This is a genomic window from Pseudomonas sp. F-14 TE3482 (assembly GCF_053629455.1).
The window spans coordinates 22,981-47,087 of sequence record NZ_JBRJII010000001.1 but is presented as its reverse complement, the minus strand read 5'-3'; the positions used below and the strand labels follow the sequence as shown (position 1 = coordinate 47,087).

The window sequence follows — 24,107 nt, the reverse complement described above, 5'->3', positions numbered from 1 at the left end:
CCCCAAGATTCAACATTTGCAACTGGAGTGCTAAATGAGCTTTTTTATCTCTAATGCCATGGCTGACGCCGCTGCACCTGCTGCTGGCCCAATGGGCGGCGGCTTCGAGTGGATTTTCCTGGTCGGTTTCCTGGTCATCTTCTACCTGATGATCTGGCGTCCACAGGCCAAGCGCGCCAAAGAGCAGAAAACCCTGCTGGGCAGCCTGCAAAAAGGTGACGAAGTTGTGACCACCGGTGGTATCGCCGGCAAGATCACCAAAGTGTCCGACGACTTCGTTGTCCTGGAAGTCTCCGACACCGTCGAAATGAAATTCCAGAAAGGCGCCATCGCCGCCACGCTGCCAAAAGGCACGCTCAAAGCGATCTAAGTTCCAACTTCTACTCAATCGACGGGGCGCGCAAGGCGCCCCGCGTCATAAGCGGGCGGCGTGATGCTGAACAAATACCCTCTGTGGAAATACATTCTGATCCTGGCGGTGCTGGCGATCGGTCTGATTTATTCCGCTCCCAATCTATACCCTGATGACCCGGCCATTCAGGTCAGCGGTGCAAGCACTGCACTGCAGGTTACTCAGGCTGATCTGGATCGTGTGAGCACCGCGCTCAAGGACTCCGGGATCAACGTCAAGGCGGCCACCCTGGCTGCGGGCGGCAAGGGCGGTCTGATCCGTCTGACCAAGGCTGAAGATCAGCTGCCAGCCAAAGACGTCGTACGCAAGGCATTGGGTGATGACTACGTCGTTGCACTGAACCTGGCACAAACCACCCCGCAATGGCTGCGCAGCCTTGGCGCGCACCCGATGAAGCTGGGTCTGGACTTGTCCGGTGGTGTGCACTTCCTGCTGGAAGTGGACATGGACAAAGCCCTCGATGCACGCCTGAAAGTCTACGAAGGCGACGTCAAGAGCCTGTTGCGTAAAGAGCGTCTGCGCTATCGCAGCCTGCCGCAACTGGGCGGTGCCATTCAGCTGGGCTTCACTGATGAAGCAGCCCGTGAAGAGGCGCGTGCGCTGATTCGCAAGAACTTCAACGATTTCGATATTGTTCCGGCCGACCTCAATGGCCAACCGGTACTGCGTCTGGCGATGACCCCGGCCAAGCTGGCGGAAATCCGCGAATACTCCATCAAGCAGAACTTGACCACGGTACGTAACCGCGTCAACGAGCTGGGTGTTGCCGAACCTATCGTTCAGCGCCAAGGCGCCAACCGCATCGTGGTTGAGCTGCCGGGCGTGCAAGACACTGCAGAAGCCAAGCGTATCCTCGGCAAGACGGCCAACCTTGAGTTCCGTCTGGCAGCTGAGCCTGGCGCTTCGAAAGCCACTTCCGAGTCGTTCGAGTTCCGGGAAGGCAATCGTCCTGCGGCGCTGATCGAGCGTGGCCTGATCATCACCGGTGACCAGGTGACTGACGCCAAGGCGGGCTTCGGCGAGCAAGGTACGCCAGAAGTGAACATCCGTCTGGATGGCCATGGCGGCGAGCTGATGAGTCGTGCGACGCGTAACAACGTCGGTCGCAGCATGGCGGTGATCTTCATCGAGCAACGTCCTGTCACTACTTACGTCAAGCAAGTGGTCAACGGTGTCGAGAAAGACGTACCGGTTCAGACGTTTAAAGAAGAGAAGAAGATCATCAGCCTGGCGACCATTCAGTCGCCGCTGGGTGCCCAGTTCCGCATCACTGGCCTGAACGGCCAGGGCGAATCGTCCGAGCTGGCGCTGCTGCTGCGTGCCGGTGGTCTGGCGGCACCGATGTACTTCGCGGAAGAACGTACCATCGGCCCAAGCCTGGGTGCTGACAACATCACCAAAGGTATCGATGCCTCGCTGTGGGGCATGCTGTTTGTCTCGCTGTTCATCATGGCCATCTACCGCTTCTTCGGCCTCATCGCCACCGTCGCGCTGACGGTGAACATGGTGATGCTGCTGGCCTTGATGTCGCTGCTGGGTGCAACGCTGACCCTGCCAGGTATCGCCGGTATCGTGTTGACTATGGGTATGGCGGTCGACGCCAACGTACTGATCTTCTCGCGGATACGTGAAGAGATCGCGGCCGGCATGACCGTGCAGCGGGCAATCAACGAAGGCTTCGGCCGGGCATTCACCGCGATTCTCGACGCCAACCTGACAACCTTGTTGGTCGGCGGGATTCTCTTCGCCATGGGCACCGGCCCGGTCAAGGGTTTCGCAGTGACCATGTCCCTCGGGATCTTTACCTCGATGTTCACGGCCATCATGGTGACCCGCGCGATGGTCAACCTGATCTTCGGCGGTCGTGACTTCAAGAAGTTGTGGATTTAAGGGGCTGCCATGTTACGTACAATCAACTTCATGGGCGTTCGCAACGTTGCGTTCGGCGTCACATTGTTCCTTACCGCACTGGCATTGTTCAGTGTCGCCACCAAGGGCATGAACTGGGGCCTGGACTTCACCGGCGGTACGCTCATCGAGCTGACCTACGAGCGTCCGGCTGACGTCACCAAGGTGCGTGAGCAGCTGGTGACGTCGGGTTATCACGAGGCGATCGTACAGAGCTTCGGTGCGACTACCGATTTGCTGGTGCGTATGCCAGGTGAAGATCCGCAGCTGGGTCACCAGGTGGCCGAGGCCTTGCAGAAGCTCGGTGGCGACAACCCTGCGGTGGTCAAGCGCGTCGAGTTCGTCGGCCCTCAGGTCGGTGAAGAACTGCGCGACCAGGGCGGCCTCGGCATGCTGATGGCGCTGGGCGGCATTCTGATCTACCTGGCTTTCCGCTTTCAGTGGAAGTTTGCAGTCGGTGCGATCGTTTCGCTGATCCACGACGTGATCGTGACCATCGGTATCCTGTCGTTCTTCCAGATCACCTTCGACCTGACGGTACTGGCGGCGGTACTGGCGATCATCGGCTACTCGCTCAACGACACCATCGTGGTATTCGACCGGGTTCGTGAGAACTTCCGGGTACTGCGCAAGGCCAGCCTGATCGAGAACATCAACATCTCGACCACGCAAACCCTGCTGCGGACCATGGCGACGTCGATCTCCACGTTGCTGGCGATCGCGGCCTTGTTGTTCTTCGGTGGCGACAACCTGTTCGGCTTCTCCATCGCCCTGTTCATCGGTGTTCTGGCGGGTACTTACTCGTCGATCTACATCGCGAACGTGGTGCTGATCTGGCTGAACCTGAGCAGCGAGGACCTGATTCCTGCTGCGGTGGCCGAGACCGAAGTCGACGACCGCCCATAACGGTTATCGCTTTTCCAGCTGTAGCCCGAGAAGGCGCGAGTATTGAACTCGCGCCTTTTTTTATGCTCCAAGGCTGGGAGAAGCGCGGGTTTGTCCCGTCTGTGATGGTCAGGAGGTTCATGTGAACAAGTCGTTGCTGGTTGGTGCGGTATTGGGTGCTGTCGGTGTCACTGCCGGGGGTGCTGTTGCCACCTACAACCTGGTTAAAAGCGGCCCTGAGTATGCGCAAGTGTTGGCCGTTGAACCGGTCAAGACACAAATCAAGACTCCACGTGAAGTGTGCAAGGACGTTACGGTTACCCGGCAAGCGCCGGTGAAAGATCAACACCAGATCGCCGGTACGGTGGTCGGCGCGCTGGCGGGTGGCCTGTTGGGCAACCAGATCGGCGGCGGTACAGGCAAGAAAATCGCCACAGTGGCCGGTGCGGTCGGCGGTGGTTATGCGGGCAACAAGGTGCAGGAAGGCATGCAGGAGCGTGATACCTACACCACCACTCAAACCCGCTGTAACACCGTGAATGACATCAGCGACAAGGTTGTAGGCTACGACGTTCGTTATTCGCTGGATGGCAAGGAAGGCAAAGTGCGGATGGATCGCGATCCGGGCAACCAGATTCCGGTCGACAAGGAAGGCAAGTTGATCCTGGGGCAGAACGAACCGGCTCAACAATAAGCTGAGTGCCTCAAGCAAAAAGAAGCATCTCGAGAGGGATGCTTTTTTTGTGCCTGAATTTTATGTTCGCCGCCAACGTGCTATGAAAGACTCCTCATTTTTCGCGGCCTTACGCCTGCCTGTCCGAGACCCCATGCCTGCCATTGATCATCCCCTGATAGACCAGTTCCTTGACGCCCTGTGGCTGGAAAAAGGCCTTTCCGATAATACCCGCGATGCCTATCGCAGCGACCTGGCCTTGTTCAACGGTTGGTTGCAGGAAAAGGGCCTGGAATTGATCAACGCCGGTCGCGAGTTGATCCTCGATCACCTGGCCTGGCGCCTGGAGCAAAACTACAAACCCCGTTCCACGGCGCGGTTTCTTTCCGGTGTGCGTGGCTTCTATCGCTATTTATTGCGGGAAAAGCTGATCGCGGTCGATCCGACATTGCGTGTCGATATGCCCCAGCTAGGCAGGCCGTTGCCTAAGTCCTTGTCGGAAGCCGATGTGGAGTCGCTGCTGGCCGCGCCAGACCTGAGCGAAGCCATCGGTCAGCGAGACCGCGCCATGCTGGAAGTGCTTTACGCCTGTGGCTTGCGGGTCACGGAGCTGATCAGCCTGACGCTGGAACAGGTCAACCTGCGCCAAGGCGTGCTGCGGGTGATGGGCAAGGGCAGCAAGGAACGACTGGTGCCGATGGGCGAGGAGGCGATTGTCTGGGTCGAGCGGTACATGCGCGATGCCCGTGGCGAGTTGCTGGGCGGGCGCCCCAGCGATGTGCTGTTCCCCAGCCTGCGCGGCGAGCAGATGACCCGCCAGACCTTCTGGCATCGCATCAAACACCAGGCCAAGGTCGCCGGGATCGGCAAGTCGTTGTCTCCACATACCCTGCGCCATGCCTTCGCCACACACTTGCTCAATCACGGCGCCGATTTGCGCGTGGTGCAAATGTTGCTCGGCCACAGCGATCTGTCGACGACCCAGATCTATACTCACGTCGCCCGCGCACGTCTGCAGGACCTGCACGCCAAGCATCACCCCAGAGGCTAGCGTCAACCCTGTGGCGAGGGAGCTTGCTCCCGCTGGGTTGCGTAGCAACCCCAAAACCAGGCGCTGCATTTATTCAGGAAAGCCCGACTGGCCTATTTGCGACTGCTACGCAGCCGAGCGGGAGCAAGCTCCCTCGCCACAATAATGGGTGTCAGTCAGGCATGGGTGTCTCGCGTCACCCGCATTCGGCCACGGGGGCCTTATGTGGTAGGCTTTGCCGGTTTGCACGATGGGCGGTTATGACCCGGTGTTTCGGCACGGGTGTTCTGATCGTCCCATTTGTCCGCCTTCAGGAGTTCTCATGCGTCTGACCCAGATTTTCGCCGCCGCAGCCATTGCGTTGGTCAGCACCTTTGCCGTCGCCGATGACACGGCCGACAAAGCCATTCGTAAAAGCCTGCAAACCCTCGAACTCGACGTGCCGGTCGAAAGCATCACCGCCAGCCCGTTGCCAGGCCTGTATGAAGTCAAACTCAAGGGCAGCCGTGTGCTCTATGCCAGCGCCGATGGCCAATACGTCGTTCAGGGTTACCTGTTCCAGCTCAAGGACGGCAAACCGGTCAACCTGACCGAGAAGACCGAGCGCCTGGGCATTTCCAAACTGATCAATAACATTCCAGTGGCTGAAACCGTGGTTTACCCGGCCATCGGCGAAACCAAATCACACATCACCGTGTTCACCGACACCACATGCCCGTATTGCCACAAGCTGCACGCCGAAGTGCCGGCGCTGAACAAGCTGGGTATCGAAGTGCGTTATGTTGCGTTCCCGCGCCAGGGCCTGGGCTCGGCGGGTGACGAGCAACTGCAAGCCGTGTGGTGCTCCAAGGACAAGAAAGCGGCCATGGACAAAATGGTCGATGGCAAGGAAATCAAGGCCGCCAAGTGCGAGAACCCGGTAGCCAAGCAGTTCGCCCTCGGTCAGTCGATCGGTGTGAACGGTACACCGGCCATCGTTTTGGCCGACGGACAGGTCATTCCGGGCTACCAGCCTGCGCCACAAGTCGCCAAACTGGCATTGGGCGCGAAATAATTTCGCATCGTCATGGTCAGCCTTTGACGATCATGGTTCGGCGGCAATATTGTCGAGCCATTAATCGAGAGCCGCGAGTATGCGGTTGTTTTCACGGCCGGCCTTGAGTCGGCCGTTTTATGGGGAGTTCACAGTGAAACCGGTCAAAGTAGGCATCTGTGGGTTAGGGACCGTCGGTGGCGGTACCTTCAACGTACTTCAGCGCAACGCCGAGGAAATTGCTCGTCGTGCCGGGCGTGGAATCGAAGTGGCACAAATTGCCATGCGCACGCCAAAGCCTCAGTTCCAGACGACCGGTATTGCGATTACCAACGATGTGTTCGAAGTGGCCACGAACCCAGAGATCGACATCGTTATAGAGCTGATGGGCGGCTACACCGTTGCCCGCGAGCTGGTACTCAAGGCCATCGAGAATGGCAAGCATGTGGTCACCGCGAACAAGGCACTGATTGCCGTTCACGGTAATGAAATTTTCGCCAAGGCTCGCGAGAAGGGCGTCATCGTGGCGTTCGAAGCGGCCGTGGCCGGCGGCATTCCCGTGATCAAAGCGATCCGCGAAGGTTTGTCCGCCAACCGCATCAACTGGGTGGCCGGGATCATCAACGGCACTGGCAACTTCATTCTCACCGAAATGCGTGAAAAGGGTCGCACCTTCGAAGACGTACTCGCCGAGGCGCAAGCCCTGGGTTACGCCGAAGCCGATCCGACCTTCGACGTCGAAGGCATCGATGCAGCCCACAAGCTGACGATCCTGGCGTCCATTGCATTCGGTATCCCGCTGCAATTCGACAAGGCTTACACCGAAGGCATCACCAAGCTGACCACCGCTGACGTGAACTACGCCGAAGCGCTGGGCTATCGCATCAAGCACCTGGGCGTGGCGCGCAGCACCGCGGCCGGTATCGAGTTGCGTGTGCACCCGACGCTGATCCCGGCCGATCGTTTGCTCGCCAACGTCAACGGCGTGATGAACGCGGTGATGGTCAACGGCGATGCTGCCGGTTCGACCTTGTTCTACGGCGCCGGCGCCGGCATGGAGCCGACCGCTTCGTCGGTGATCGCCGACCTGGTGGACGTGGTTCGCGCCATGACCTCCGATCCGGAAAACCGCGTACCGCACCTGGCCTTCCAGCCGGATTCGCTGTCGGCCCATCCGATCCTGCCGATCGAATCCTGTGAAAGCGCTTACTACCTGCGCATTCAGGCCAAGGACCATCCGGGCGTGTTGGCTCAGGTGGCGAGCATCCTGTCGGAGCGCGGTATCAACATCGAATCGATCATGCAGAAAGAAGTCGAAGAGCATGACGGTCTGGTGCCAATGATCCTGCTGACGCACCGTGTGCTGGAACAGCACATGAACGACGCGATCACCGCCCTGGAGGCCTTGGAAGGCGTGGTCGGCCCGGTCGTACGAATCCGCGTCGAGCACCTGAACTAAGCCGTTATCGTTCACCGGGCCCGCACGCGGGCCCGGCATTGCGAACACTGTCTATTGGAGCCAGTCATGCGTTATATCAGTACCCGCGGCCAGGCACCGGCCCTGAATTTCGAAGATGTCCTGCTGGCCGGTCTCGCCACCGACGGCGGTCTGTACGTCCCGGAAAACCTGCCACGTTTTACCCAGGAAGAGATCGCTTCCTGGGCCGGCCTGCCGTATCACGAGCTGGCCTTCCGGGTAATGCGCCCGTTCGTGACCGGCAGCATCCCGGATGCCGATTTCAGAAAGATTCTTGAAGAAACGTACGGCGTGTTTTCCCACAACGCCGTGGCCCCGTTGCGTCAGCTCAATGGCAACGAATGGGTGCTGGAGCTGTTCCACGGCCCGACCCTGGCGTTCAAGGATTTCGCCCTGCAACTGCTCGGTCGCTTGCTCGACTACGTGCTGGAAAAACGCGGTGAGCGCGTGGTGATTGTTGGCGCCACCTCCGGTGACACCGGTTCGGCCGCCATCGAAGGCTGCAAGCACTGCGAAAACGTCGACATCTTCATCCTGCACCCGCACAACCGTGTGTCCGAAGTGCAGCGTCGCCAGATGACCACCATCTTCGGCGAAAACATTCATAACATCGCCATCGAAGGCAACTTCGATGACTGCCAGGAAATGGTCAAGGCCAGCTTCGCCGACCAGAGCTTCCTCAAGGGCACGCGCCTGGTGGCGGTGAACTCGATCAACTGGGCGCGGATCATGGCCCAGATCGTTTACTACTTCCACGCAGCCCTGCAGCTGGGTGGCCCGGCGCGTTCGGTGTCGTTCTCGGTGCCAACCGGCAACTTCGGCGATATCTTCGCCGGTTACCTGGCGCGCAACATGGGCCTGCCGATCAATCAGTTGATCGTCGCCACCAACCGCAACGACATCCTGCACCGCTTCATGAGTGGCAATCAGTACGTCAAGGAAACCCTGCACGCCACGCTGTCGCCGTCCATGGACATCATGGTCTCGTCGAACTTCGAACGCCTGCTGTTCGACCTGCACGGTCGCAACGGCGCGGCAATTGCCGGCTTGATGGACACCTTCAAGCAGGGCGGCGGTTTCAGCGTCGAAGAGGAGCGCTGGACCGAGGCACGCAAACTGTTCGATTCGCTGGCCGTGGACGACGCCCAAACGTGCGAAACCATTGCCGAAGTCTTTGAGCAAACCGGCGAGCTGTTGGACCCGCACACTGCCATCGGCGTGAAGGCCGCGCGCGAATGCCGTCGCAGCCTGGATATCCCGATGGTGATCCTCGGTACAGCCCATCCAGTCAAATTCCCGGACGCAGTGGAAAAAGCCGGTGTAGGAAAAGCACTCGAACTACCTGCACATCTTTCTGATTTGTTTGAGCGAGATGAGCGTTGCACCGTGTTGCCGAACGACCTGAAAGCCGTACAGGCCTTTGTCAGTCAGCATGGCAACCGCGGCAAGCCGCTGTAACCGGTAAAAGCTGTCACATTTTGAAGCCCGTCTCCTGACGGGCTTTCTCATTTCTGCATGCCACACTTGCCGGGTTTCGTAAAAGAAGAGCCGCCCATGAAGGACGGGCGAGACGATTACCAAGGAAGTGGCAATGCTGTTTTTCAGAGGGTTTAGACCAGCCGTGTGCTGGATGTTTTTGCTGGGCACCCTGGGCTTCGGGCCGTGGGTAAAGGCAGCGCAATGGGTGGCACATGATTCCAGGGCGTCAACCGCCGTCGCACGCATTGAGCTGGATGCTCAGGAGCTGCAATGGGTTCGTGATCATCCCGAGGTCGTTGTCGCGTCGGCGCAGTACCCGCTGTACCTGTTCAAGGATGAGTATGGTCACTGGAGCGGTTTGAACAACGATGTGCTCGACCGAATCAGCGCCATGACAGGGCTGCGGTTCGTCCATGAAGAGTCGTTTTCTACCGATCAACTGCTGGAACAACTGGAAAACGGCGCGGCGGACATGAGCACGACGTTGGCAATAAATGACGAGCGCAAGGTGTTCCTGGATTTCAGCCATGCATTCGGCGGGGCGGGTTGGGTACTCGTGGGGCTGGCCGACACACCAGCGTTACAGTCCCTGGAACAACTTTCCAGAAGAGTCCTGGTATTGCCGGCCCGGCACGCCTTGGAGGGTGTGATTCGTCGTGATTACCCGGCGATTGAGCTGCGCCTGGTCAAAACCTACGCTGAAGCCTTGGCGCTGGTGGAAAGTGGCGAGGCCTACGCCACCATAGAAAATGAAATCGGAGCGCAGCTTTATCCCTCGGACCGGCTAAAGGTAGGGCCTGCGGTGGAGGGCAAGTGGGAGGCTGATCACTTGGCGGTCCGCAAAGGACAGCCGCACCTATTGAGCATCCTCAACAAGGCGCTCGAAGCATTCCCGCCTGCAGAGCTACGCGCCATACGGCTGAAATGGCTGAATGGAATTGCACCGGTACATGCGCCCTCGGCCTGGCAGCGGATAACCCAGTGGGGCTGCTGGAGCCTGTTCATCGTTAGCCTCTTCGGCCTGCTTTCATTGCTGTGGAACCGTCGGCTCGCCGCACTGATCGAACAACGTCGGGATGCCGAGAAAGACCTTAATGACCAGCTCGCATTTCAGCATGCGTTGATAGACGCCATGCCCGATCCGATGTTCGTGCGTGATCTGGAGGGGCGTTTGATCATGTGCAACAAAAGTTATGAGGAGAACTTGTCGACCCGTTTCGACCAGGTACAGGGTCGACAACTGATCGAAGTCGATGTTTTGCCCAAAGAGACCGCCGAGCAGCTGCACACCGAGTTCATGGCTCAGCTCGGTACGCGCAAGACTCGCTTCAGTGAACGTCAGTTGATGTTCAAGGATGGCGTCAGGGATATCTACCAGTGGACGGTGCCGTTCTACAGTGCCAATGGTCAATTGCGAGGACTGCTGGGCGGATGGAGCGATATCGGCAAGCGTACACGCCAGGTGTGAAGCGTTAATTTCGGTAAGTTAAGAAATTTGAGCACCGAAAACTCTGTAGGAGCGTGGCTTGCCCGCGAAGAATGCACCGCGGTTTTGCAGGTTAATACGCGTCATCGTTCTTCGCGGGCAAGCCACGCTCCCACAGCGTTCTGCGTCTTGACTTACCTGTCAGGCATGAAACGGCTGTTTTTTTACTGTCATCTTGACCGTGCATGCTCTAGTTACCAGAGGCGCCGGTGCGCCTGCCGTTGGAATCCAGAACTTTCTTCTCGGGCCTGTGGTCATTTACTGTGGACACGCCCCAGGCACTTTGTTTTCGGACTATTGAGTGGTGATCGAGATGGAAAGTATCAGTCTATTGCTCGGTGAGGCTCTGAGCCCGTATCTGGTCAAGTTGACCCCGTCGGGTGCCCATGGCGAATGCCTGGTGACACTGAAGAGTACGAGCGGCGCTATCGTGGTCGAACGGGCGTTCAATCAGGCCCAGTTAACCGATAAACGTCTGCTGACGGATGTCGTCGACGGGCTGCACCGCGACGTGCTGATCGCTGAAGGACGTCTGGAGCCCTGTGTCATCGCGGCGTTGCGCAATGCTGCTCAGGACAAGATCCTGGCCAGCCGAAATTGAATTGTTTTTTGTGGGAACCTTCCTGCGCCAAGGTCAGTCAGACCATGTAACAGCAGGATCAAGCATTGTGCTCCGGTGCTTGTAGCTTGTTGCTACTGGTCTTTATGTAGGCCACGTTTAACCCCGAGTCGTCTCCCCACTTCTCGGGGTTTCTTTTTGTCTGCGATTTGTCACTGCGCGGCCTGACGCTCGAAAAAAGCCCTGGTTTCTTCCAGGTAGTCCTTGCGTCTTTGTGGGTCGAGCCAGTCGGCGTACAGCGGGTCCAGGCGCTCGCGGGGCAGGGCGCGCAATAGCTGATTGATTTCACTGATTGCCTGTCGCCCCTGGGGCGTATTCGAGCAACCGATGTACCCGGACAAGTATTTGCCCGTGCCTTTGACCGGATAAAACTCTAACTGATCATCGGCAATATGTTCCTGACGAGCCTGATAGCGGATTTCCGGCCAGTAACCCAAGACCACTTGCAAGCGACCCAGGCGCTGCATCTGCAACAGATTGCCGAGGGCATCGTTGCCGTAGTGAGCCGTCAGCACGCCGGGCGGCGCTTGTTGCAGCAACGTGTCGAGGAACTGACCGTAACGGCGCTCGGCCACTACACCGACTTTCTCTCGTCCGCTGGCCAACAGTGCTGCCAGATCGACTTCATCGCCAAAGAGAAAAGGCTCCAGTGCCGACCGATCTTCACGTCGGATCACCAGCCCATTGCTGACTGCCCGGAAGACCGGTATGGAAAACGCAATCCAGTGTTCGCGCTCCTCGCTCCAGATCAGCGAGGGGTCGCAGGTGAAAGATTTCTCATGGAGCATTTGCATGCCACGGGCGCGATTGACCCGCATCAGGGTGTGTTCGTACTGTGGCATCCCGGCGATCAACAGCGGCATCAATTGATCGATAACGCCTTGGCCTTTTTTCGGGCCTTCGAAGACCGTCAGTGGCGGCAGGTCGCGCAGCAGCCAGAACAAATGTTCCTTAGGTTGCGCCAGGGCCGGGGATATCAACCCCGCCAACAGCCCGAGCACCGCCAGCACACGCCCGATGCCGGCGTAATCGATTGTGGATGAAAGCAGGCGCTTCAGCTTAGATGGCCCCGTCTTCACGCAACCGTGTGATCTGTGCCGAGTCGTAGCCAAGGTCGTGGAGCACCTGCGCATTGTGCTCACCCAGCTGCGGCCCGACCCATTCGGAGCTGCCGGGCGTCTCAGAGAGTTTTGGCACAATGCCGGGCATCTTGAAGTCCTTGCCGTCGGGCAGCTTGGCTTGCAGGAACATTTCCCGGGCCAGGTACTGCGGATCACTGAACATGTCTTCGGCACTGAAGATCCGGCTGGCCGGAACGTCGGCCTGGTTCAGTTGCTCGATCACCGCGTCCAGCGGCAGTGAGTTGACCCAGCGATCGATCACCCCGTAAATCTCGTCGCGACGGCTGTCGCGTCCGTCGTTGCTGGACAGCACAGGGTCGTTGGCCAGGTCTTCGCGGCCGATGATCAGCATGAAACGCTTGAAGATCGCATCGCCGTTGGCGCCGATCTGTACGTGTTTGCCATCAGCGCTGGTATGGATAGAGGAGGGCGTGATGCCCGGCATGATGTTGCCGGTGCGTTCGCGGATGAAGCCGAACACGTCGAACTCCGGGACCATGCTTTCCATCATGGCGAAGATCGCTTCGTACAACGCCACGTCCACCACTTGCCCCAAGCCGCCGTTGACCTCGCGATGCCGCAAGGCCATCAGTGCGCCGATCACGCCCCAGAGCGCGGCAATCGAATCACCAATGGAAATCCCGGTGCGCACTGGCGGCCGGTCCTCGAACCCGGTGATGTAGCGCAGGCCGCCCATGGACTCACCGACCGCGCCGAAGCCTGGCTGATCTTTCATCGGCCCGGTCTGGCCAAAGCCCGAAAGCCGCACCATCACCAGTTTCGGGTTCAGTGCATGCAAGACGTCCCAGCCCAGGCCAAGCTTTTCCACCACGCCGGGGCGAAAATTCTCGATCAAAATGTCCGCTTCGCTAAGCAGCTGTTTCAGAATCGCCAAGCCATCCGGGTGTTTCAGGTTCAGGGTCAAAGACTTCTTGTTACGTGCCTGAACGAACCACCACAGCGAAGTGCCTTCATACAACTTGCGCCATTTGCGCAACGGATCACCGCCGTCCGGGGATTCGATCTTGATCACTTCGGCGCCGAACTCGCCGCAAATACGCGAGGCAAACGGCCCGGCAATCAACGTACCCAATTCGATGACTTTCAGACCGCAGAGCGGTTTGTTGGAGAACGGCATACTGAATCCTGTAGGACAAAGGCTGAGCGAATGCAGAGTTTTAACATAGGCCGACGCCCATCGCCCAAAGTTGATGCCTTCAATTCGTTGATTGCCGGTTGCATCGGTTAGACTTGCCGCCTTTCCTCGTATCAAGAAGCCCGTTCATGGCCCAGCCGTCCACAACCTACAAGTTTGAACTGAACCTCACCGACCTCGACCGCAGCGTCTACGAGAGCGTGAAGCAGACCATCGCCCGTCACCCTTCGGAAACCGAAGAGCGCATGACCGTGCGGCTGCTGGCCTACGCCTTCTGGTACAACGAGCAGTTGTCCTTCGGTCGCGGTCTGTCAGACGTGGATGAGCCAGCGCTGTGGGAAAAGAGCCTGGATGATCGTGTCCTGCACTGGATTGAAGTCGGCCAGCCAGACGCCGATCGCCTGACCTGGTGCTCGCGCCGCACCGAGCGTACCAGCCTGCTGGCTTACGGCAGCCTGCGTGTCTGGGAAACCAAAGTGATCCCGGCGATCAAAAACCTGAAAAACGTTCACATCGCCGCTGTGCCTCAGGACGTGCTGGAAACCCTGGCCAAGGACATGCCGCGCGTTATCAAGTGGGATGTGATGATCAGCGAAGGAACGATTTTCGTCACCGACGACCGTGGTCAGCACGAAGTCCAGTTGCAATGGCTGAGCGGTGAACGCGGCTGATTATTCGCCGCTGAACCGCGTTACCCGGTTTTATCCTACGTATTCAAGAGAAGCACCTGTCACCCCATGCGCATCGAACCTCGCCTGTTGCCCGACACCCTGCCATTCCTCGGTGATATTCCACCGCTGCTGACCCGCCTTTACGCGGCGCGGGGCGTGCAATCCGAGGCTGAACTGGACAAGAGCCTGGCGCGGCTGATTCCGTATCAGCAGCTCAAAGGCATCGAGGCGGCGGTGGATTTGCTGGTGACGGCCCTGGAGCAATGTCAGCGGATACTGATCGTCGGCGACTTCGACGCCGACGGTGCGACGGCCAGTACCGTGGGCATGCTGGGTTTGCGCCTGCTGGGCGCGGCGCATGTCGACTATCTGGTGCCGAACCGGTTCGAGTATGGCTATGGCCTGACGCCGGAGATCGTCGAAGTGGCGCTGACCCGCGAGCCGCACCTGCTGATCACCGTGGACAACGGTATCTCCAGCGTCGAAGGCGTGGCGGCGGCGAAAAAGGCCGGGCTCAAGGTGCTGGTCACCGATCACCACTTGCCCGGCGATGAACTGCCGTTGGCCGATGCCATCGTCAATCCGAATCAGCCGGGTTGCGAGTTTCCGAGCAAAGCCCTGGCCGGCGTCGGGGTGATCTTCTATGTACTGATGGCCCTGCGCGCGCGCTTGCGCAGCCTGGGTTGGTATGAGAGCACGCCGCAGCCGAACATTGGCGAACTGCTGGACCTGGTGGCACTGGGCAGCGTCGCCGACGTGGTGCCGCTGGATGCCAACAACCGGATTCTGGTGCATCAGGGGCTGGAGCGGATTCGCGCCGGGCGTGCGCGGCCGGGAATCAAGGCGATCCTTGAAGTGGCCAAGCGCGACCATTCGCGCATCACCTCCACCGACCTGGGCTTCATCCTCGGCCCGCGTCTGAACGCGGCAGGGCGTCTGGATGACATGAGCCTGGGCATCGAATGCCTGCTCACCGAAGATGCGGGTGCTGCCCGTGAAATGGCCGCTCAACTGGACGGCATGAATCAGGACCGCAAATCCATCGAGCAGGGCATGCAGCGTGAGGCGCTGGCACAGCTCAAGGATTTACCGGTGGAATCGATGCCATTCGGCCTGTGCCTGTTCGATCCCGAGTGGCACCAGGGCGTCATCGGAATCCTCGCCTCGCGTATGAAAGAGCGCTATTTCCGTCCGACCATTGCCTTTGCCGATGCCGGTGATGGCCTGCTCAAGGGCTCGGGGCGTTCGGTTCAGGGCTTTCATATTCGCGACGCCCTGAGCGTGGTCGCGGCGCAACATCCGAACCTGATCAGCAAATACGGCGGCCACGCCATGGCGGCAGGCCTGACGTTGCCGGAAGCGAATTTTCCGTTATTTGCCGAGGCCTTTGACGCTGAAGTGCGTAGGCAACTGCGCGAAGAAGACCTGACCGGGCGCCTGCTGTCGGACGGTACGTTGGCGGTCGAAGAGTTTCACCTGGAACTGGCCCGCGCCCTGCGCCACGCCGGGCCTTGGGGGCAACACTTCCCGGAGCCGCTGTTCCATGGCGTGTTTCAATTGGTTGAGCAGCGCGTCGTCGGTGAACGACACCTCAAAGTGGTGCTGAAGAGTGAATGCGGTTCGGTGAAGCTTGACGGCATTGCCTTCGGTATCGACCGCGATATCTGGCCAAATCCGACCATCAAGTGGGTTGAATTGGCTTACAAGCTCGACCTCAATGAGTTCCGGGGGAACGAGACCGTTCAGTTGATGATTGCTCACATCGAGCCGCGATAACGGCACGATGCCTTTGTGGCGAGGGAGCTTGCTCCCGCTGGGCTGCGAAGCGGCTCTAAAACCCTTAAACACTTTTTTCCTGCGGTAACACGCCGGATGGTTGACGACTGCTACGCAGCCGAACGGGAGCAAGCTCCCTCGCCACAGGTATCGCCCGGACCTCAAATTTGGGTGTTTCATTTCTTGAACCCTCCCTGATCCCCCGATGTCGACTAGTCTCTAAGCACTGCTTGATTATCCTTGTGACGTCTTGTCGAATTTTTTGCCCGCGGGGGCGGGTGCTGCACCCTTTTTCCTGTCACTCGTCGACTATTCAAACAGAACCCTGGAGCCTGCCCACTGATTCGAGAGGTGCCCCATGAGTCTGCTGCTTGAACCCTATACCCTTCGTCAATTGACCCTGCTTAACCGCATCGCGGTGTCACCGATGTGCCAATACTCCAGCGTCGATGGGCTGGCCAATGATTGGCATCTGGTCCACCTCGGCAGCCGTGCTATCGGCGGCGCTGGTCTGGTATTCACCGAAGCCACGGCGGTCACCGCTGATGGGCGGATTACCGCCCAGGACCTCGGCCTCTGGAATGATCAACAGATCGAATCCTTGCAACGTATTACGCGCTTCATCGCCGCCCAGGGCGCCGTTGCCGGCATCCAGTTGGCGCACGCCGGGCGCAAGGCCAGTACGCATCGGCCGTGGCTCGGCAAGCATGGCAGCATCAAGCCGGAAGACGGCGGCTGGACCCCGGTCGGCCCTTCGCCGATCGCTTTCGACCCCCAGCACACACCACCCAAGCAGCTCGATGAGGGCGAGATCGCTGACGTCATTCAGGCCTTCGTCGATTCGGCCAAACGGGCGATGACCGCCGGTTTCAAAGTGGTCGAAGTACACGCCGCCCACGGTTACCTGTTGCACCAATTTCTTTCGCCCTTGAGCAATCAGCGGCGCGATCAGTACGGCGGTTCGTTCGAGAATCGGATTCGGCTGGTGCTGCAAGTCACCGAAGCGGTGCGTGCAGTGTGGCCTGAAGAGTTACCGGTGTTTGTGCGGGTGTCGGCCACCGACTGGGTGGAGGACGGCTGGAACCCCGATGAAACCGTGGAGCTGGCGCGACGCCTCAAAGATCTGGGCGTGGACCTGATTGATGTCTCATCGGGCGGTACGGCGGTAAACGCGGAGATTCCTACTGGCCCCGGTTATCAGACCCGTTTCGCCGAGCGCGTACGCAAGGAGTCAGGTATTGCCACTGGCACTGTAGGAATGATCACCGAACCGGCCCAGGCCGAGCACATTCTGCGTACCTGTCAGGCCGACATCATCTTCCTCGCCCGGGAGTTGTTGCGTGATCCGTATTGGCCGCTGCATGCCGATGACGATCTGGGCGGGCACAAAGCTATCTGGCCGGCGCAATACCAGCGGGCCACCCATCGCGACCAGCCGATTCATGAATCGGATTTGCGTGACTAGAAGGCCGCTGTAAAAACCAAAAAGCCCCGGTCGTGTTGACCGGGGCTTTTTGATTTCTGGTGTCGGGATATTGGTCGGCTGTTCGGCCGTCTTCGCGGGCAAGCCCGCTCCCACAGTGGTTCATCGTCGTTCGCAGAATCGGTATACGACACAAATCGATTGTGGGAGCGGGCTTGCCCGCGAAGGGGCCATTTCAGACCCCGACTAACTCTCAGGTGTACTTACGCTTATCCGGTGCAGGCGGGAAATACTGGTACAACCAGGTTTCACTCAACGTCCGGTCATTGGTGCGAATGAACAACCGCAGTTCCACCGGAGCCACGCTGTCATTGGTCGGGTACCAGTCGAAGGTAATGCGGTAGCCCTTGATGTCATCGAGCACCAACACGTTGAAGTCCTTCACTTGGCCATTCGAGCAGGTCACCACCGGCTCGATCCCCGCGCCTTCGGGCAAGCGGTCCAGACCGCCGCCGGTGAAGTCCACGGCAAAGCGTCGTGCCCAGACCTCTGGGTAATGCTCGCCCGGCGCCCAGCCTTCAATGAAACCGCCCATGCCCGAACGGGTCGCGTGGACCCGCGCCAGAGGCGTACTCACCGGCGGCAGGGCACTCCAGTAGAGCTTGTAGCCATAGTTGAGGGAGTCCCCGGCCGCGACCGGTTTTTTCGGCGTCCAGAACGCAACGATGTTATCCAGGGTTTCGCCGGTTGTAGGAATTTCCAGCAAATCGATAGAGCCTTCGCCCCACGCGGTTGTAGGTTCTACCCACAGACTCGGGCGCTTGCTGTACCAGTCGACGGTGTCTTGATAATTGGCGAACTCGTGATCGGTCTGCACCAGGCCGAAACCTTTAGGATCGGTGTCGGCAAAGGCATTGAATTGCAGGGTGGCCGGGTTGTTCAGCGGGCGGCAGATCCATTCGCCGTTGCCGCGCCACATCGCCAGGCGATCAGAATCGTGGATTTGCGGGTGAATGGTGTCACACATGCGCCGTTCGTGAGTGCCGCAGCTGAACATGCTGGTCATCGGTGCGATGCCCAGTTGCTCGATGGCGGTGCGGGCATTGACGTGGGCGTCGACTTCCATCACCACACGCTCGGCCTGGCAATCGATGTCAAAACGGTAGGCGCCAGTGGCGCTCGGCGAATCGAGCAGGGCGTAAACCACGAAACGGGTGCTGTCCTTGTCTGGTGTCTCGAACCAGAACTTGGTGAAGTCAGGAAACTCTTCACGCTTCTTGGCGTACGTATCGATCGCCAGGCCGCGGGCCGACAAACCGTACTGGCCGGTGGCATCCACCGCGCGGAAATAGCTGGCGCCGAGGAACGACAACACGTCGTGCTTATCCAGCTCCGGGGCCTTGAACAGCTTGAACCCGGAGAAACCCAGATCGGCCTTGAGCTGTTTAGTGTCAACGGTGGTTTTTTCATAGTTGAACAGCGACGGGCGGAAATGCACCTCGCGCGCCAGTCGAGTCTTGGGATCGACGCTGTACATGCGCACCGGTTGCTTGAAACCCATGCCGACGTGGAAAAACTGCACGTCCAACTGACCTTTCAAGTCCTTCCACAGCGAGTGATTGCCGTCGTAGCGGATCGCGTTGAAGTTCTGCGGTGTCATGGTCGCCAGCGTCGGCGGCAGCACCTGTTTGGTGTCCTGATAAGGCTTGCCGGCGAGCTGTTTGGCCTGGCTCTTCAGCGCTTCGAAGTCGAACGCCACAGCGTCGCCATCAGCCGTGCTGCTGCCAGCCCAGGCGTGTGCGGCCAATAGGCCGGTGGCTGAGAGACCAGTGTAAGCCGCGATGGCCATGGAGGCTTTGAGCAAATTCCTGCGGTGCATAAGTACAACCTGTCGTGAACAATCCCGCGCCGTTCCTGGCACGTGCTGGATCAGAAATAACGGTTCGGACATGCCTTCGGCCAAACGCAACGGACTTTAGAGCAGATGCCAATAAGCTTAAACCGTTCAGTTGCAGAGCAAAAATGTTTGATGGCACCGCGACAGCGCGGCAATGAAACAAGACATGTCAGGTAACGTTTCTCACAGCACTTTCTGATTTATAGGGCATATCTGCTTTTTTCGACTAATTACTCTAAAAACCGCTTTTCAGCGCCGATTTAATTTCTATTCTATGGGCATGACCGGTTTCGGCCCTTCAGGCCGGTGGGTTCAGCGCGTACAAGACGGCCGCTGAAAGTGATAGGGCGATGCGGTTTTGCAGTTTTCTCTGACGTATAGAAGGACATCGTCCATGTCGAAAGTACAAGGCATCACTGAAATATTAGGAATCTTTCCCTGGCTGACCACCGGTCGGCGAAGGCGTCGGCTCAGTTCGGAGGAGTTGAAGTTGGTGGAGCGGTATCGCGAGCTGTCGGAGAATGACCGGATTGCGATGCGGTATCTGGTGGATGCGATGCGCAGTGTTTCGCGGTTTTAACAGTAGGAGATTGAGTGATGTTGGAAAACCAAAGGGGCGGACTGTAAAAGTCCGTCCCTTTGTTCATCAGTTCAACGGCTACAAATCGTGAATGGCCGCTGTGCCTGCATCAGGTCAGGCATGTCCCGCCACTTGATCCAGGCCTGATGCTGCCAATGCAGCAGCGGCACAGAAACCCCAGCCCATTGCAACGAACTCAGGCTGGGAATGTTATCCACAGATGTCGCTTTCGAATCACGCAGCATTGGGATGACCTCGTTGCTCAGCCACTGGCGCAGGTTTCGGTTTTCCGGGACGAAATGGTGAACGAGCAGGGCATACATCCCTGATTCGCTGACCATCAGTGATTCGGTCGTTTTGCCGTTCTTCAGCAGCCAGACATATTGGCGTTGATCAGGATCGAGCTTCAGGGTGAGCCGTTGGTCCATCGGTCGACCCATCAGGCGACCGAGGTCCTGGACGCAGAACCAGGCTTGGTTGTCCTGCATGAAGGCGTGGAGGAAGCGATTGTGGCGGGTGAAGACAGTAGGAGTGTAATGAGGATGGATTTCAGAGGGATTTAGCGTGTGCTCAAGCATTTTTCGACTCCATGTTGAAAAGGAAGCCGCCACTAATCCTTCGACAGATTCGGGTGGCGGACCGCGCGGCGTTCGAAGTCGGAACATTCTCGATCAACATGTAAGCCGAGAGGCCCGCGCCACACGGCCCACCATAAAGCGAAGCTGAAAGGCAAAATTGCCCCAGTTCATATGGGGGCGCGGATGCGCCATGTTGATGATGTTCCGGCTTCGACCCCGGGTCGCTGATTTGGCAGCGACGGGATGAAGCCTATCGTTCAGGCGCTCGCGGCGCCAAGTCTACTCTGGCGATGCTTGTTGTAGGAATTGTTGTATTTGCTGGAAGGCTCCATCTGTAGGAATTTCCTGTTTTTGCACGAGGTGCAGAGAGACAGCGCCAAATGAATGGTTTTTCCTATATTTATTCTGCTTTCCGGAATTAAGTGCAGGATTTCTACATGTTGATCGAATTTTCGGTTTCCAATTATCGCTCCTTCCGTGATACGCAAACTCTGTCCATGGTGGCGACCCCACGCCTGAGTAAAAAGCGCAATGTATTCAAACCTTCCGTAAGTGGCGAAAAACTACCGGACTTGTTGAAGGTAGCGGCGATTTACGGGCCTAACGCGTCCGGTAAATCTTCTCTTATCCAGGCGATGGGGATCATGGGGCGCTTGCTCGCAACGACCCCGTCCTCAAATGATGAACCGCTGCCGGTTTCACCGTTTCGTTTTGACTCGCAGCTCAAGGACGAACCCAGTTTTTTTGAGTACAACTTCATTCAAAACGGACTCCGATATCGGTTTGTTCTGCGCATTACTTCGCAACGGATAATCAAGGAGCAACTGGTCTCCTATCCCAAAGGGAAAGAAACACTGCTGTATGAACGTCGTTTTGGTGATGAGGGAGAGCAGTATGTTTTTGGTTCAAGTCTTGAGGGGGGGAAGGATGTCCACAATGCCTGGCGGCGCCTGACGAGCCCTAAGGTGTTGTTTATTTCGCAGGCCGTTGCGAACAGCAGCGAAGAGTTGACTCAGTTGCGAGCGCCGTTTACCTGGTTTCAAACCGGACTTCTTGTCATTGAGCAGAACAATATGATGGGGCTGTCTGCCGCCTCCATCAGGTTTTTACAGGTTGCCTCGGACTACACAGTCGATTTGAAGGAGTTCCTAAGGGCAGTGGATATTCCGGTGTCTGCTATTCAACTCAATACCGAGGATGCAGATGCTGTTCCGATCAAGAAGAAGCTCACGCTTAAAGAATTCTTCGCGGCGGCACAAAAAGACAAAGTGACCCTGACGCATACAAGTCTTTTGGGAGCAGCAGAGTTTGATTTTTCAGAGGAGTCCGGAGGCACAAAAAACCTGATTGGCTTTTGGCTACCCTGGTTCATGATCAATCGCGCAGATGGAAGCGGGATACTGTCTGTCGATGAGTTGGACAGCAGCCTGCATCCTGAGATAGTTGCTGATCTGATCGGGAAACATCTCGATAGCGGATTGGATACTCAGCTGATCTTTACGACACATGACACTCATCTAATGAATGCAAAAATTCTGCGGCGTGATCAGTTCTGGATCACTGAGCGCGATGCCAATGGTGCAACCAGTGTTTTTTCCGTTCACGATTTTGAAGGGCGAGAGGGGGAGGATGTTGAGAAACGCTACTTTGAAGGCCGTTACCGCGGTTTGCCTCTGATTAGGCGGGGATGACCAATGGTGCACTCGAAAAAATCATTTGATCGGAAGAAATCAAGATTCAAGCCTCAGCCCCAAGTGCTGGTTCTCTGTGAAGATAGCAAGTCAGGAAAACGGTACCTGGAGGAGGCCGCGTTTCATTTTCGCGCCAAAGCTCAGGTAGAAATTGCCCACTGCGGCGTCACGCACCCGAGTGGAATAGTAGAAAGAGCCATTGCCCGTCAGAAACGTTTCGACAAAGTGTTTTGTGCATTGGATCGCGATACGCACCAATGTTTCGAAAGGGCGATAGATCTGGCGAGGCCTCATCCGAAAATCAAAGTCATAGCATCGTTTCCCTGTTTTGAGTTTTGGCTTCTTTTGCACTTCGGCTTCAATCGAAAGCCATTTAGAGCTGTTGGGAAAAACTCTCCCGGCGACTTGGTAGCCAAAAGCCTCAGAGAAAAACCGAACATGGATACGTACCAAAAGGGCAAAGGCATCAACTATTTTGCTCAGCTATTGGGTGAACCTTTTCAGAAAGCCAGAGCCTTGGCACCCAAGATTCTCGAAGACGTCGCCATCAGCGGCGAACCCAATCCGAGTACCGAAATCCATCTGCTGATGGATGAATTTGAAATCCTTTCCAAACCACAACCGATCTAACAGCCCTCGGGTGCCTTCCTTGAGTTCGTGATGACGCCATTTGCGGGCAAGTCGGATCGCCGCACCGCTCGCTCCTACAGGTTTTGTGTCGATCAAACGACGTAAACCCTGTAGGAGCGAGCGGTGCGGCGATCCGACTTGCCCGCGAAGCTTTCAATGCTTGAACATCACATGCCGCACAACGGTGTAATCCTCCAGCCCATACATCGACATGTCCTTCCCGTAACCAGACAGTTTCTGACCGCCATGGGGCATTTCGCTGACCAGCATGAAGTGGGTATTCACCCACGTGCAGCCGTACTGCAAGCGTGCAGACAGGCGATGCGCGCGGCCGACGTCCGTGGTCCAGACCGATGACGCCAGGCCGTAGTCTGAATCGTTGGCCCAGGCCAATGCCTGCGCTTCATCGGTGAACCTGGTGACCGACACTACCGGCCCGAACACTTCGCGGCGCACGATCTCGTCGTCTTGTTGCACGTCGGCCAGCACCGTTGGCTCAAAGAAGAAGCCATTGCCTTCCACCGCTTTGCCGCCCGTGATCAAACGGATGTGTGGTTGCGCCATGGCACGTTCGACCAACGCGGTCACGCGGTCGCGATGTTGTGCGCTGATCAACGGGCCAAGCTCCGTCGAGGGATCGTCCTGCAAGCCGTACTTGATACTGCTGACGGCCGCACCGAGCTTCTCGACGAACTGGTCGTAGATGCCTGCTTGCGCGTAAATGCGGCAGGCGGCGGTGCAATCCTGACCAGCGTTGTAGAAACCGAAGGTGCGAATGCCTTCCACGGCGGCGTCGATGTCCGCATCGTCGAAGATAATCACCGGTGCCTTGCCGCCCAGTTCCATATGCAGGCGTTTGACGTTTGCGGCGGTGCTGGAAATGATGTTCGAGCCGGTGGCGATGGAGCCGGTCAGCGACACCATGCGCACTTTCGGATGTGTGACCAATGGGCTGCCGACCGTAGGACCACGACCGAACACCAAGTTAAGCACACCAGCCGGGAAGATGTCCGACGCCAGTTCTGCCAGGCGCAGGGCGGTCAGCGGGGTTTGCTCCGACGGCTTGAGCACCACGGTATTACCGGCGGCCAGGGCCGGGGCGATTTTCCAGGCGAGCATCATTAGCGGGTAGTTCCACGGCGCGATGGAGGCAATCACGCCCACCGGGTCGCGGCGGATCATCGAGGTGTGGCCGGGCAGGTATTCCCCTCCCAGCGCGCCGCTCATGCAACGGTTGGCGCCGGCGAAGAAACGGAAAACGTCGGCAATCGCCGGGATCTCATCATTCAGCGCGGCGCTGTAGGGTTTGCCGCAATTGTCCGACTCCAGTTTGGCCAGCTCTTCGCCATGGGCTTCGATGATGTCGGCGAGTTTGAGCAGCAGCAACGAGCGTTCTTTCGGCGTGGTTTGCGACCAGGCTTGGAAGGCGTTGTCGGCGGCACGCACGGCGGCGTCGACCTGGGCTTCGCTGGCTTCGTTGATTTCTACCAGCACACGGCCCAGAGCCGGGTTGAACACGGCTTGGGCGGGGCCGTCGCCATTGACGAGTTGGCCGTTGATCAAGAGTTTGGTTTGCATGGCT

Annotated in this window: 21 protein-coding genes; 16 read left to right on the top strand and 5 right to left on the bottom strand. The window is 58.1% G+C overall.

The window, feature by feature from the left end:
• Positions 1 to 34: 34 nt before the first annotated feature.
• The 10 genes from yajC to AB7M26_RS00150 all read left to right on the top strand — a co-directional run bounded on the left by yajC (position 35) and on the right by AB7M26_RS00150 (position 10,984).
• Positions 35 to 370, top strand: coding sequence for a preprotein translocase subunit YajC (yajC, locus tag AB7M26_RS00195; RefSeq protein WP_007903559.1), 336 nt, complete (start codon positions 35 to 37; stop codon positions 368 to 370).
• Positions 371 to 433: 63 nt separating this feature from the next.
• Positions 434 to 2,302: a protein translocase subunit SecD gene (secD, locus tag AB7M26_RS00190; protein WP_008072856.1), complete on the top strand. Its 1,869-nt coding sequence runs from the start codon at positions 434 to 436 to the stop codon at positions 2,300 to 2,302.
• 9 nt (positions 2,303 to 2,311) lie between these two features.
• Positions 2,312 to 3,226, top strand: a complete 915-nt coding sequence (secF, locus tag AB7M26_RS00185; protein WP_123498041.1) for a protein translocase subunit SecF — start codon at positions 2,312 to 2,314, stop codon at positions 3,224 to 3,226.
• A 121-nt stretch (positions 3,227 to 3,347) separates the two neighbouring features.
• Positions 3,348 to 3,899 (top strand): glycine zipper 2TM domain-containing protein, encoded by a 552-nt coding sequence (locus AB7M26_RS00180; RefSeq protein WP_123498043.1) that lies wholly within the window; start codon positions 3,348 to 3,350, stop codon positions 3,897 to 3,899.
• Between the two features lie 133 nt (positions 3,900 to 4,032).
• Positions 4,033 to 4,929, top strand: a complete 897-nt coding sequence (gene xerD / locus AB7M26_RS00175) for a site-specific tyrosine recombinase XerD (protein ID WP_123498045.1) — start codon at positions 4,033 to 4,035, stop codon at positions 4,927 to 4,929.
• A gap of 301 nt (positions 4,930 to 5,230) precedes the next feature.
• Positions 5,231 to 5,962, top strand: a complete 732-nt coding sequence (gene dsbC / locus AB7M26_RS00170) for a bifunctional protein-disulfide isomerase/oxidoreductase DsbC (protein ID WP_008072863.1) — start codon at positions 5,231 to 5,233, stop codon at positions 5,960 to 5,962.
• A gap of 133 nt (positions 5,963 to 6,095) precedes the next feature.
• On the top strand, positions 6,096 to 7,400 hold the full coding sequence (locus AB7M26_RS00165; RefSeq protein ID WP_032830508.1) for a homoserine dehydrogenase: 1,305 nt from the start codon (positions 6,096 to 6,098) through the stop codon (positions 7,398 to 7,400).
• Positions 7,401 to 7,466: 66 nt separating this feature from the next.
• A complete protein-coding gene (gene thrC / locus AB7M26_RS00160; protein WP_050683139.1) occupies positions 7,467 to 8,876 on the top strand; it encodes a threonine synthase in 1,410 nt (469 codons plus the stop codon).
• A gap of 133 nt (positions 8,877 to 9,009) precedes the next feature.
• The gene (locus AB7M26_RS00155) at positions 9,010 to 10,365 is read left to right on the top strand and encodes a transporter substrate-binding domain-containing protein (protein WP_123498047.1); all 1,356 of its coding nucleotides are present in this window, start codon (positions 9,010 to 9,012) and stop codon (positions 10,363 to 10,365) included.
• 331 nt (positions 10,366 to 10,696) lie between these two features.
• The gene (locus tag AB7M26_RS00150) at positions 10,697 to 10,984 is read left to right on the top strand and encodes a DUF3509 domain-containing protein (protein WP_008014014.1); all 288 of its coding nucleotides are present in this window, start codon (positions 10,697 to 10,699) and stop codon (positions 10,982 to 10,984) included.
• A 170-nt stretch (positions 10,985 to 11,154) separates the two neighbouring features.
• Here AB7M26_RS00150 and AB7M26_RS00145 read toward each other — a convergent pair whose 3' ends face one another.
• Positions 11,155 to 12,081, bottom strand: coding sequence for a TIGR02285 family protein (locus AB7M26_RS00145; protein WP_123498050.1), 927 nt, complete (start codon positions 12,079 to 12,081; stop codon positions 11,155 to 11,157).
• Positions 12,062 to 13,261 carry a CaiB/BaiF CoA transferase family protein gene (locus AB7M26_RS00140; RefSeq protein WP_123498052.1) on the bottom strand — a complete coding sequence of 400 codons (1,200 nt, stop codon included), beginning with the start codon at positions 13,259 to 13,261 and terminating at the stop codon, positions 12,062 to 12,064. Before AB7M26_RS00140 ends, AB7M26_RS00145 begins: the two co-directional genes overlap by 20 nt.
• Before the next feature lie 146 nt (positions 13,262 to 13,407).
• Here AB7M26_RS00140 and AB7M26_RS00135 point away from each other — a divergent pair, with 146 nt between their 5' ends.
• The 3 genes from AB7M26_RS00135 to AB7M26_RS00125 all read left to right on the top strand — a co-directional run bounded on the left by AB7M26_RS00135 (position 13,408) and on the right by AB7M26_RS00125 (position 17,191).
• Positions 13,408 to 13,950 carry a YaeQ family protein gene (locus tag AB7M26_RS00135; RefSeq protein WP_008151638.1) on the top strand — a complete coding sequence of 181 codons (543 nt, stop codon included), beginning with the start codon at positions 13,408 to 13,410 and terminating at the stop codon, positions 13,948 to 13,950.
• Between the two features lie 66 nt (positions 13,951 to 14,016).
• A complete protein-coding gene (recJ, locus tag AB7M26_RS00130; protein WP_123498054.1) occupies positions 14,017 to 15,726 on the top strand; it encodes a single-stranded-DNA-specific exonuclease RecJ in 1,710 nt (569 codons plus the stop codon).
• Between the two features lie 358 nt (positions 15,727 to 16,084).
• On the top strand, positions 16,085 to 17,191 hold the full coding sequence (locus tag AB7M26_RS00125; protein ID WP_123498057.1) for an NADH:flavin oxidoreductase/NADH oxidase: 1,107 nt from the start codon (positions 16,085 to 16,087) through the stop codon (positions 17,189 to 17,191).
• A gap of 211 nt (positions 17,192 to 17,402) precedes the next feature.
• On the opposite strand, the gene AB7M26_RS00120 is transcribed toward AB7M26_RS00125, so the two are convergent.
• Entirely contained in the window at positions 17,403 to 19,028 is a 1,626-nt protein-coding gene (locus tag AB7M26_RS00120) for a glucan biosynthesis protein D (RefSeq protein ID WP_123498059.1), read from the bottom strand.
• Between the two features lie 412 nt (positions 19,029 to 19,440).
• Here AB7M26_RS00120 and AB7M26_RS00115 point away from each other — a divergent pair, with 412 nt between their 5' ends.
• Positions 19,441 to 19,626: a hypothetical protein gene (locus AB7M26_RS00115; RefSeq protein WP_123498061.1), complete on the top strand. Its 186-nt coding sequence runs from the start codon at positions 19,441 to 19,443 to the stop codon at positions 19,624 to 19,626.
• A gap of 71 nt (positions 19,627 to 19,697) precedes the next feature.
• Here AB7M26_RS00115 and AB7M26_RS00110 read toward each other — a convergent pair whose 3' ends face one another.
• Entirely contained in the window at positions 19,698 to 20,204 is a 507-nt protein-coding gene (locus tag AB7M26_RS00110; RefSeq protein WP_123498063.1) for a BRO-N domain-containing protein, read from the bottom strand.
• Between the two features lie 437 nt (positions 20,205 to 20,641).
• Between AB7M26_RS00110 and AB7M26_RS00105 the strand changes: the two genes are divergently transcribed.
• Both AB7M26_RS00105 and AB7M26_RS00100 read left to right on the top strand, forming a co-directional pair.
• On the top strand, positions 20,642 to 21,895 hold the full coding sequence (locus AB7M26_RS00105) for an AAA family ATPase (protein ID WP_123498065.1): 1,254 nt from the start codon (positions 20,642 to 20,644) through the stop codon (positions 21,893 to 21,895).
• Positions 21,896 to 21,898: 3 nt separating this feature from the next.
• Complete coding sequence (locus AB7M26_RS00100; RefSeq protein ID WP_123498067.1) at positions 21,899 to 22,525, top strand: RloB family protein; 627 nt, start codon at positions 21,899 to 21,901, stop codon at positions 22,523 to 22,525.
• 153 nt (positions 22,526 to 22,678) lie between these two features.
• Here the strand turns inward: AB7M26_RS00100 and AB7M26_RS00095 are convergent, their stop codons facing one another.
• The gene (locus AB7M26_RS00095; protein WP_123498069.1) at positions 22,679 to 24,103 is read right to left on the bottom strand and encodes a gamma-aminobutyraldehyde dehydrogenase; all 1,425 of its coding nucleotides are present in this window, start codon (positions 24,101 to 24,103) and stop codon (positions 22,679 to 22,681) included.
• Positions 24,104 to 24,107 lie beyond the last annotated feature (4 nt).

What these genes read in the sequence shown, in the direction of transcription:
- yajC (WP_007903559.1), top strand. Translation starts at nt 35, where the DNA reads ATGAGCTTTTTTATCTCTAATGCCATGGCTGACGCCGCTGCACCTGCT.
- secD (WP_008072856.1), top strand. Translation starts at nt 434, where the DNA reads ATGCTGAACAAATACCCTCTGTGGAAATACATTCTGATCCTGGCGGTG.
- secF (WP_123498041.1), top strand. Translation starts at nt 2,312, where the DNA reads ATGTTACGTACAATCAACTTCATGGGCGTTCGCAACGTTGCGTTCGGC.
- xerD (WP_123498045.1), top strand. Translation starts at nt 4,033, where the DNA reads ATGCCTGCCATTGATCATCCCCTGATAGACCAGTTCCTTGACGCCCTG.
- dsbC (WP_008072863.1), top strand. Translation starts at nt 5,231, where the DNA reads ATGCGTCTGACCCAGATTTTCGCCGCCGCAGCCATTGCGTTGGTCAGC.
- thrC (WP_050683139.1), top strand. Translation starts at nt 7,467, where the DNA reads ATGCGTTATATCAGTACCCGCGGCCAGGCACCGGCCCTGAATTTCGAA.
- AB7M26_RS00155 (WP_123498047.1), top strand. Translation starts at nt 9,010, where the DNA reads ATGCTGTTTTTCAGAGGGTTTAGACCAGCCGTGTGCTGGATGTTTTTG.
- AB7M26_RS00150 (WP_008014014.1), top strand. Translation starts at nt 10,697, where the DNA reads ATGGAAAGTATCAGTCTATTGCTCGGTGAGGCTCTGAGCCCGTATCTG.
- AB7M26_RS00140 (WP_123498052.1), bottom strand. Translation starts at nt 13,261, where the DNA reads ATGCCGTTCTCCAACAAACCGCTCTGCGGTCTGAAAGTCATCGAATTG.
- AB7M26_RS00135 (WP_008151638.1), top strand. Translation starts at nt 13,408, where the DNA reads ATGGCCCAGCCGTCCACAACCTACAAGTTTGAACTGAACCTCACCGAC.
- recJ (WP_123498054.1), top strand. Translation starts at nt 14,017, where the DNA reads ATGCGCATCGAACCTCGCCTGTTGCCCGACACCCTGCCATTCCTCGGT.
- AB7M26_RS00125 (WP_123498057.1), top strand. Translation starts at nt 16,085, where the DNA reads ATGAGTCTGCTGCTTGAACCCTATACCCTTCGTCAATTGACCCTGCTT.
- AB7M26_RS00120 (WP_123498059.1), bottom strand. Translation starts at nt 19,028, where the DNA reads ATGCACCGCAGGAATTTGCTCAAAGCCTCCATGGCCATCGCGGCTTAC.
- AB7M26_RS00115 (WP_123498061.1), top strand. Translation starts at nt 19,441, where the DNA reads ATGTCGAAAGTACAAGGCATCACTGAAATATTAGGAATCTTTCCCTGG.
- AB7M26_RS00110 (WP_123498063.1), bottom strand. Translation starts at nt 20,204, where the DNA reads ATGCTTGAGCACACGCTAAATCCCTCTGAAATCCATCCTCATTACACT.
- AB7M26_RS00105 (WP_123498065.1), top strand. Translation starts at nt 20,642, where the DNA reads ATGTTGATCGAATTTTCGGTTTCCAATTATCGCTCCTTCCGTGATACG.
- AB7M26_RS00100 (WP_123498067.1), top strand. Translation starts at nt 21,899, where the DNA reads ATGGTGCACTCGAAAAAATCATTTGATCGGAAGAAATCAAGATTCAAG.
- AB7M26_RS00095 (WP_123498069.1), bottom strand. Translation starts at nt 24,103, where the DNA reads ATGCAAACCAAACTCTTGATCAACGGCCAACTCGTCAATGGCGACGGC.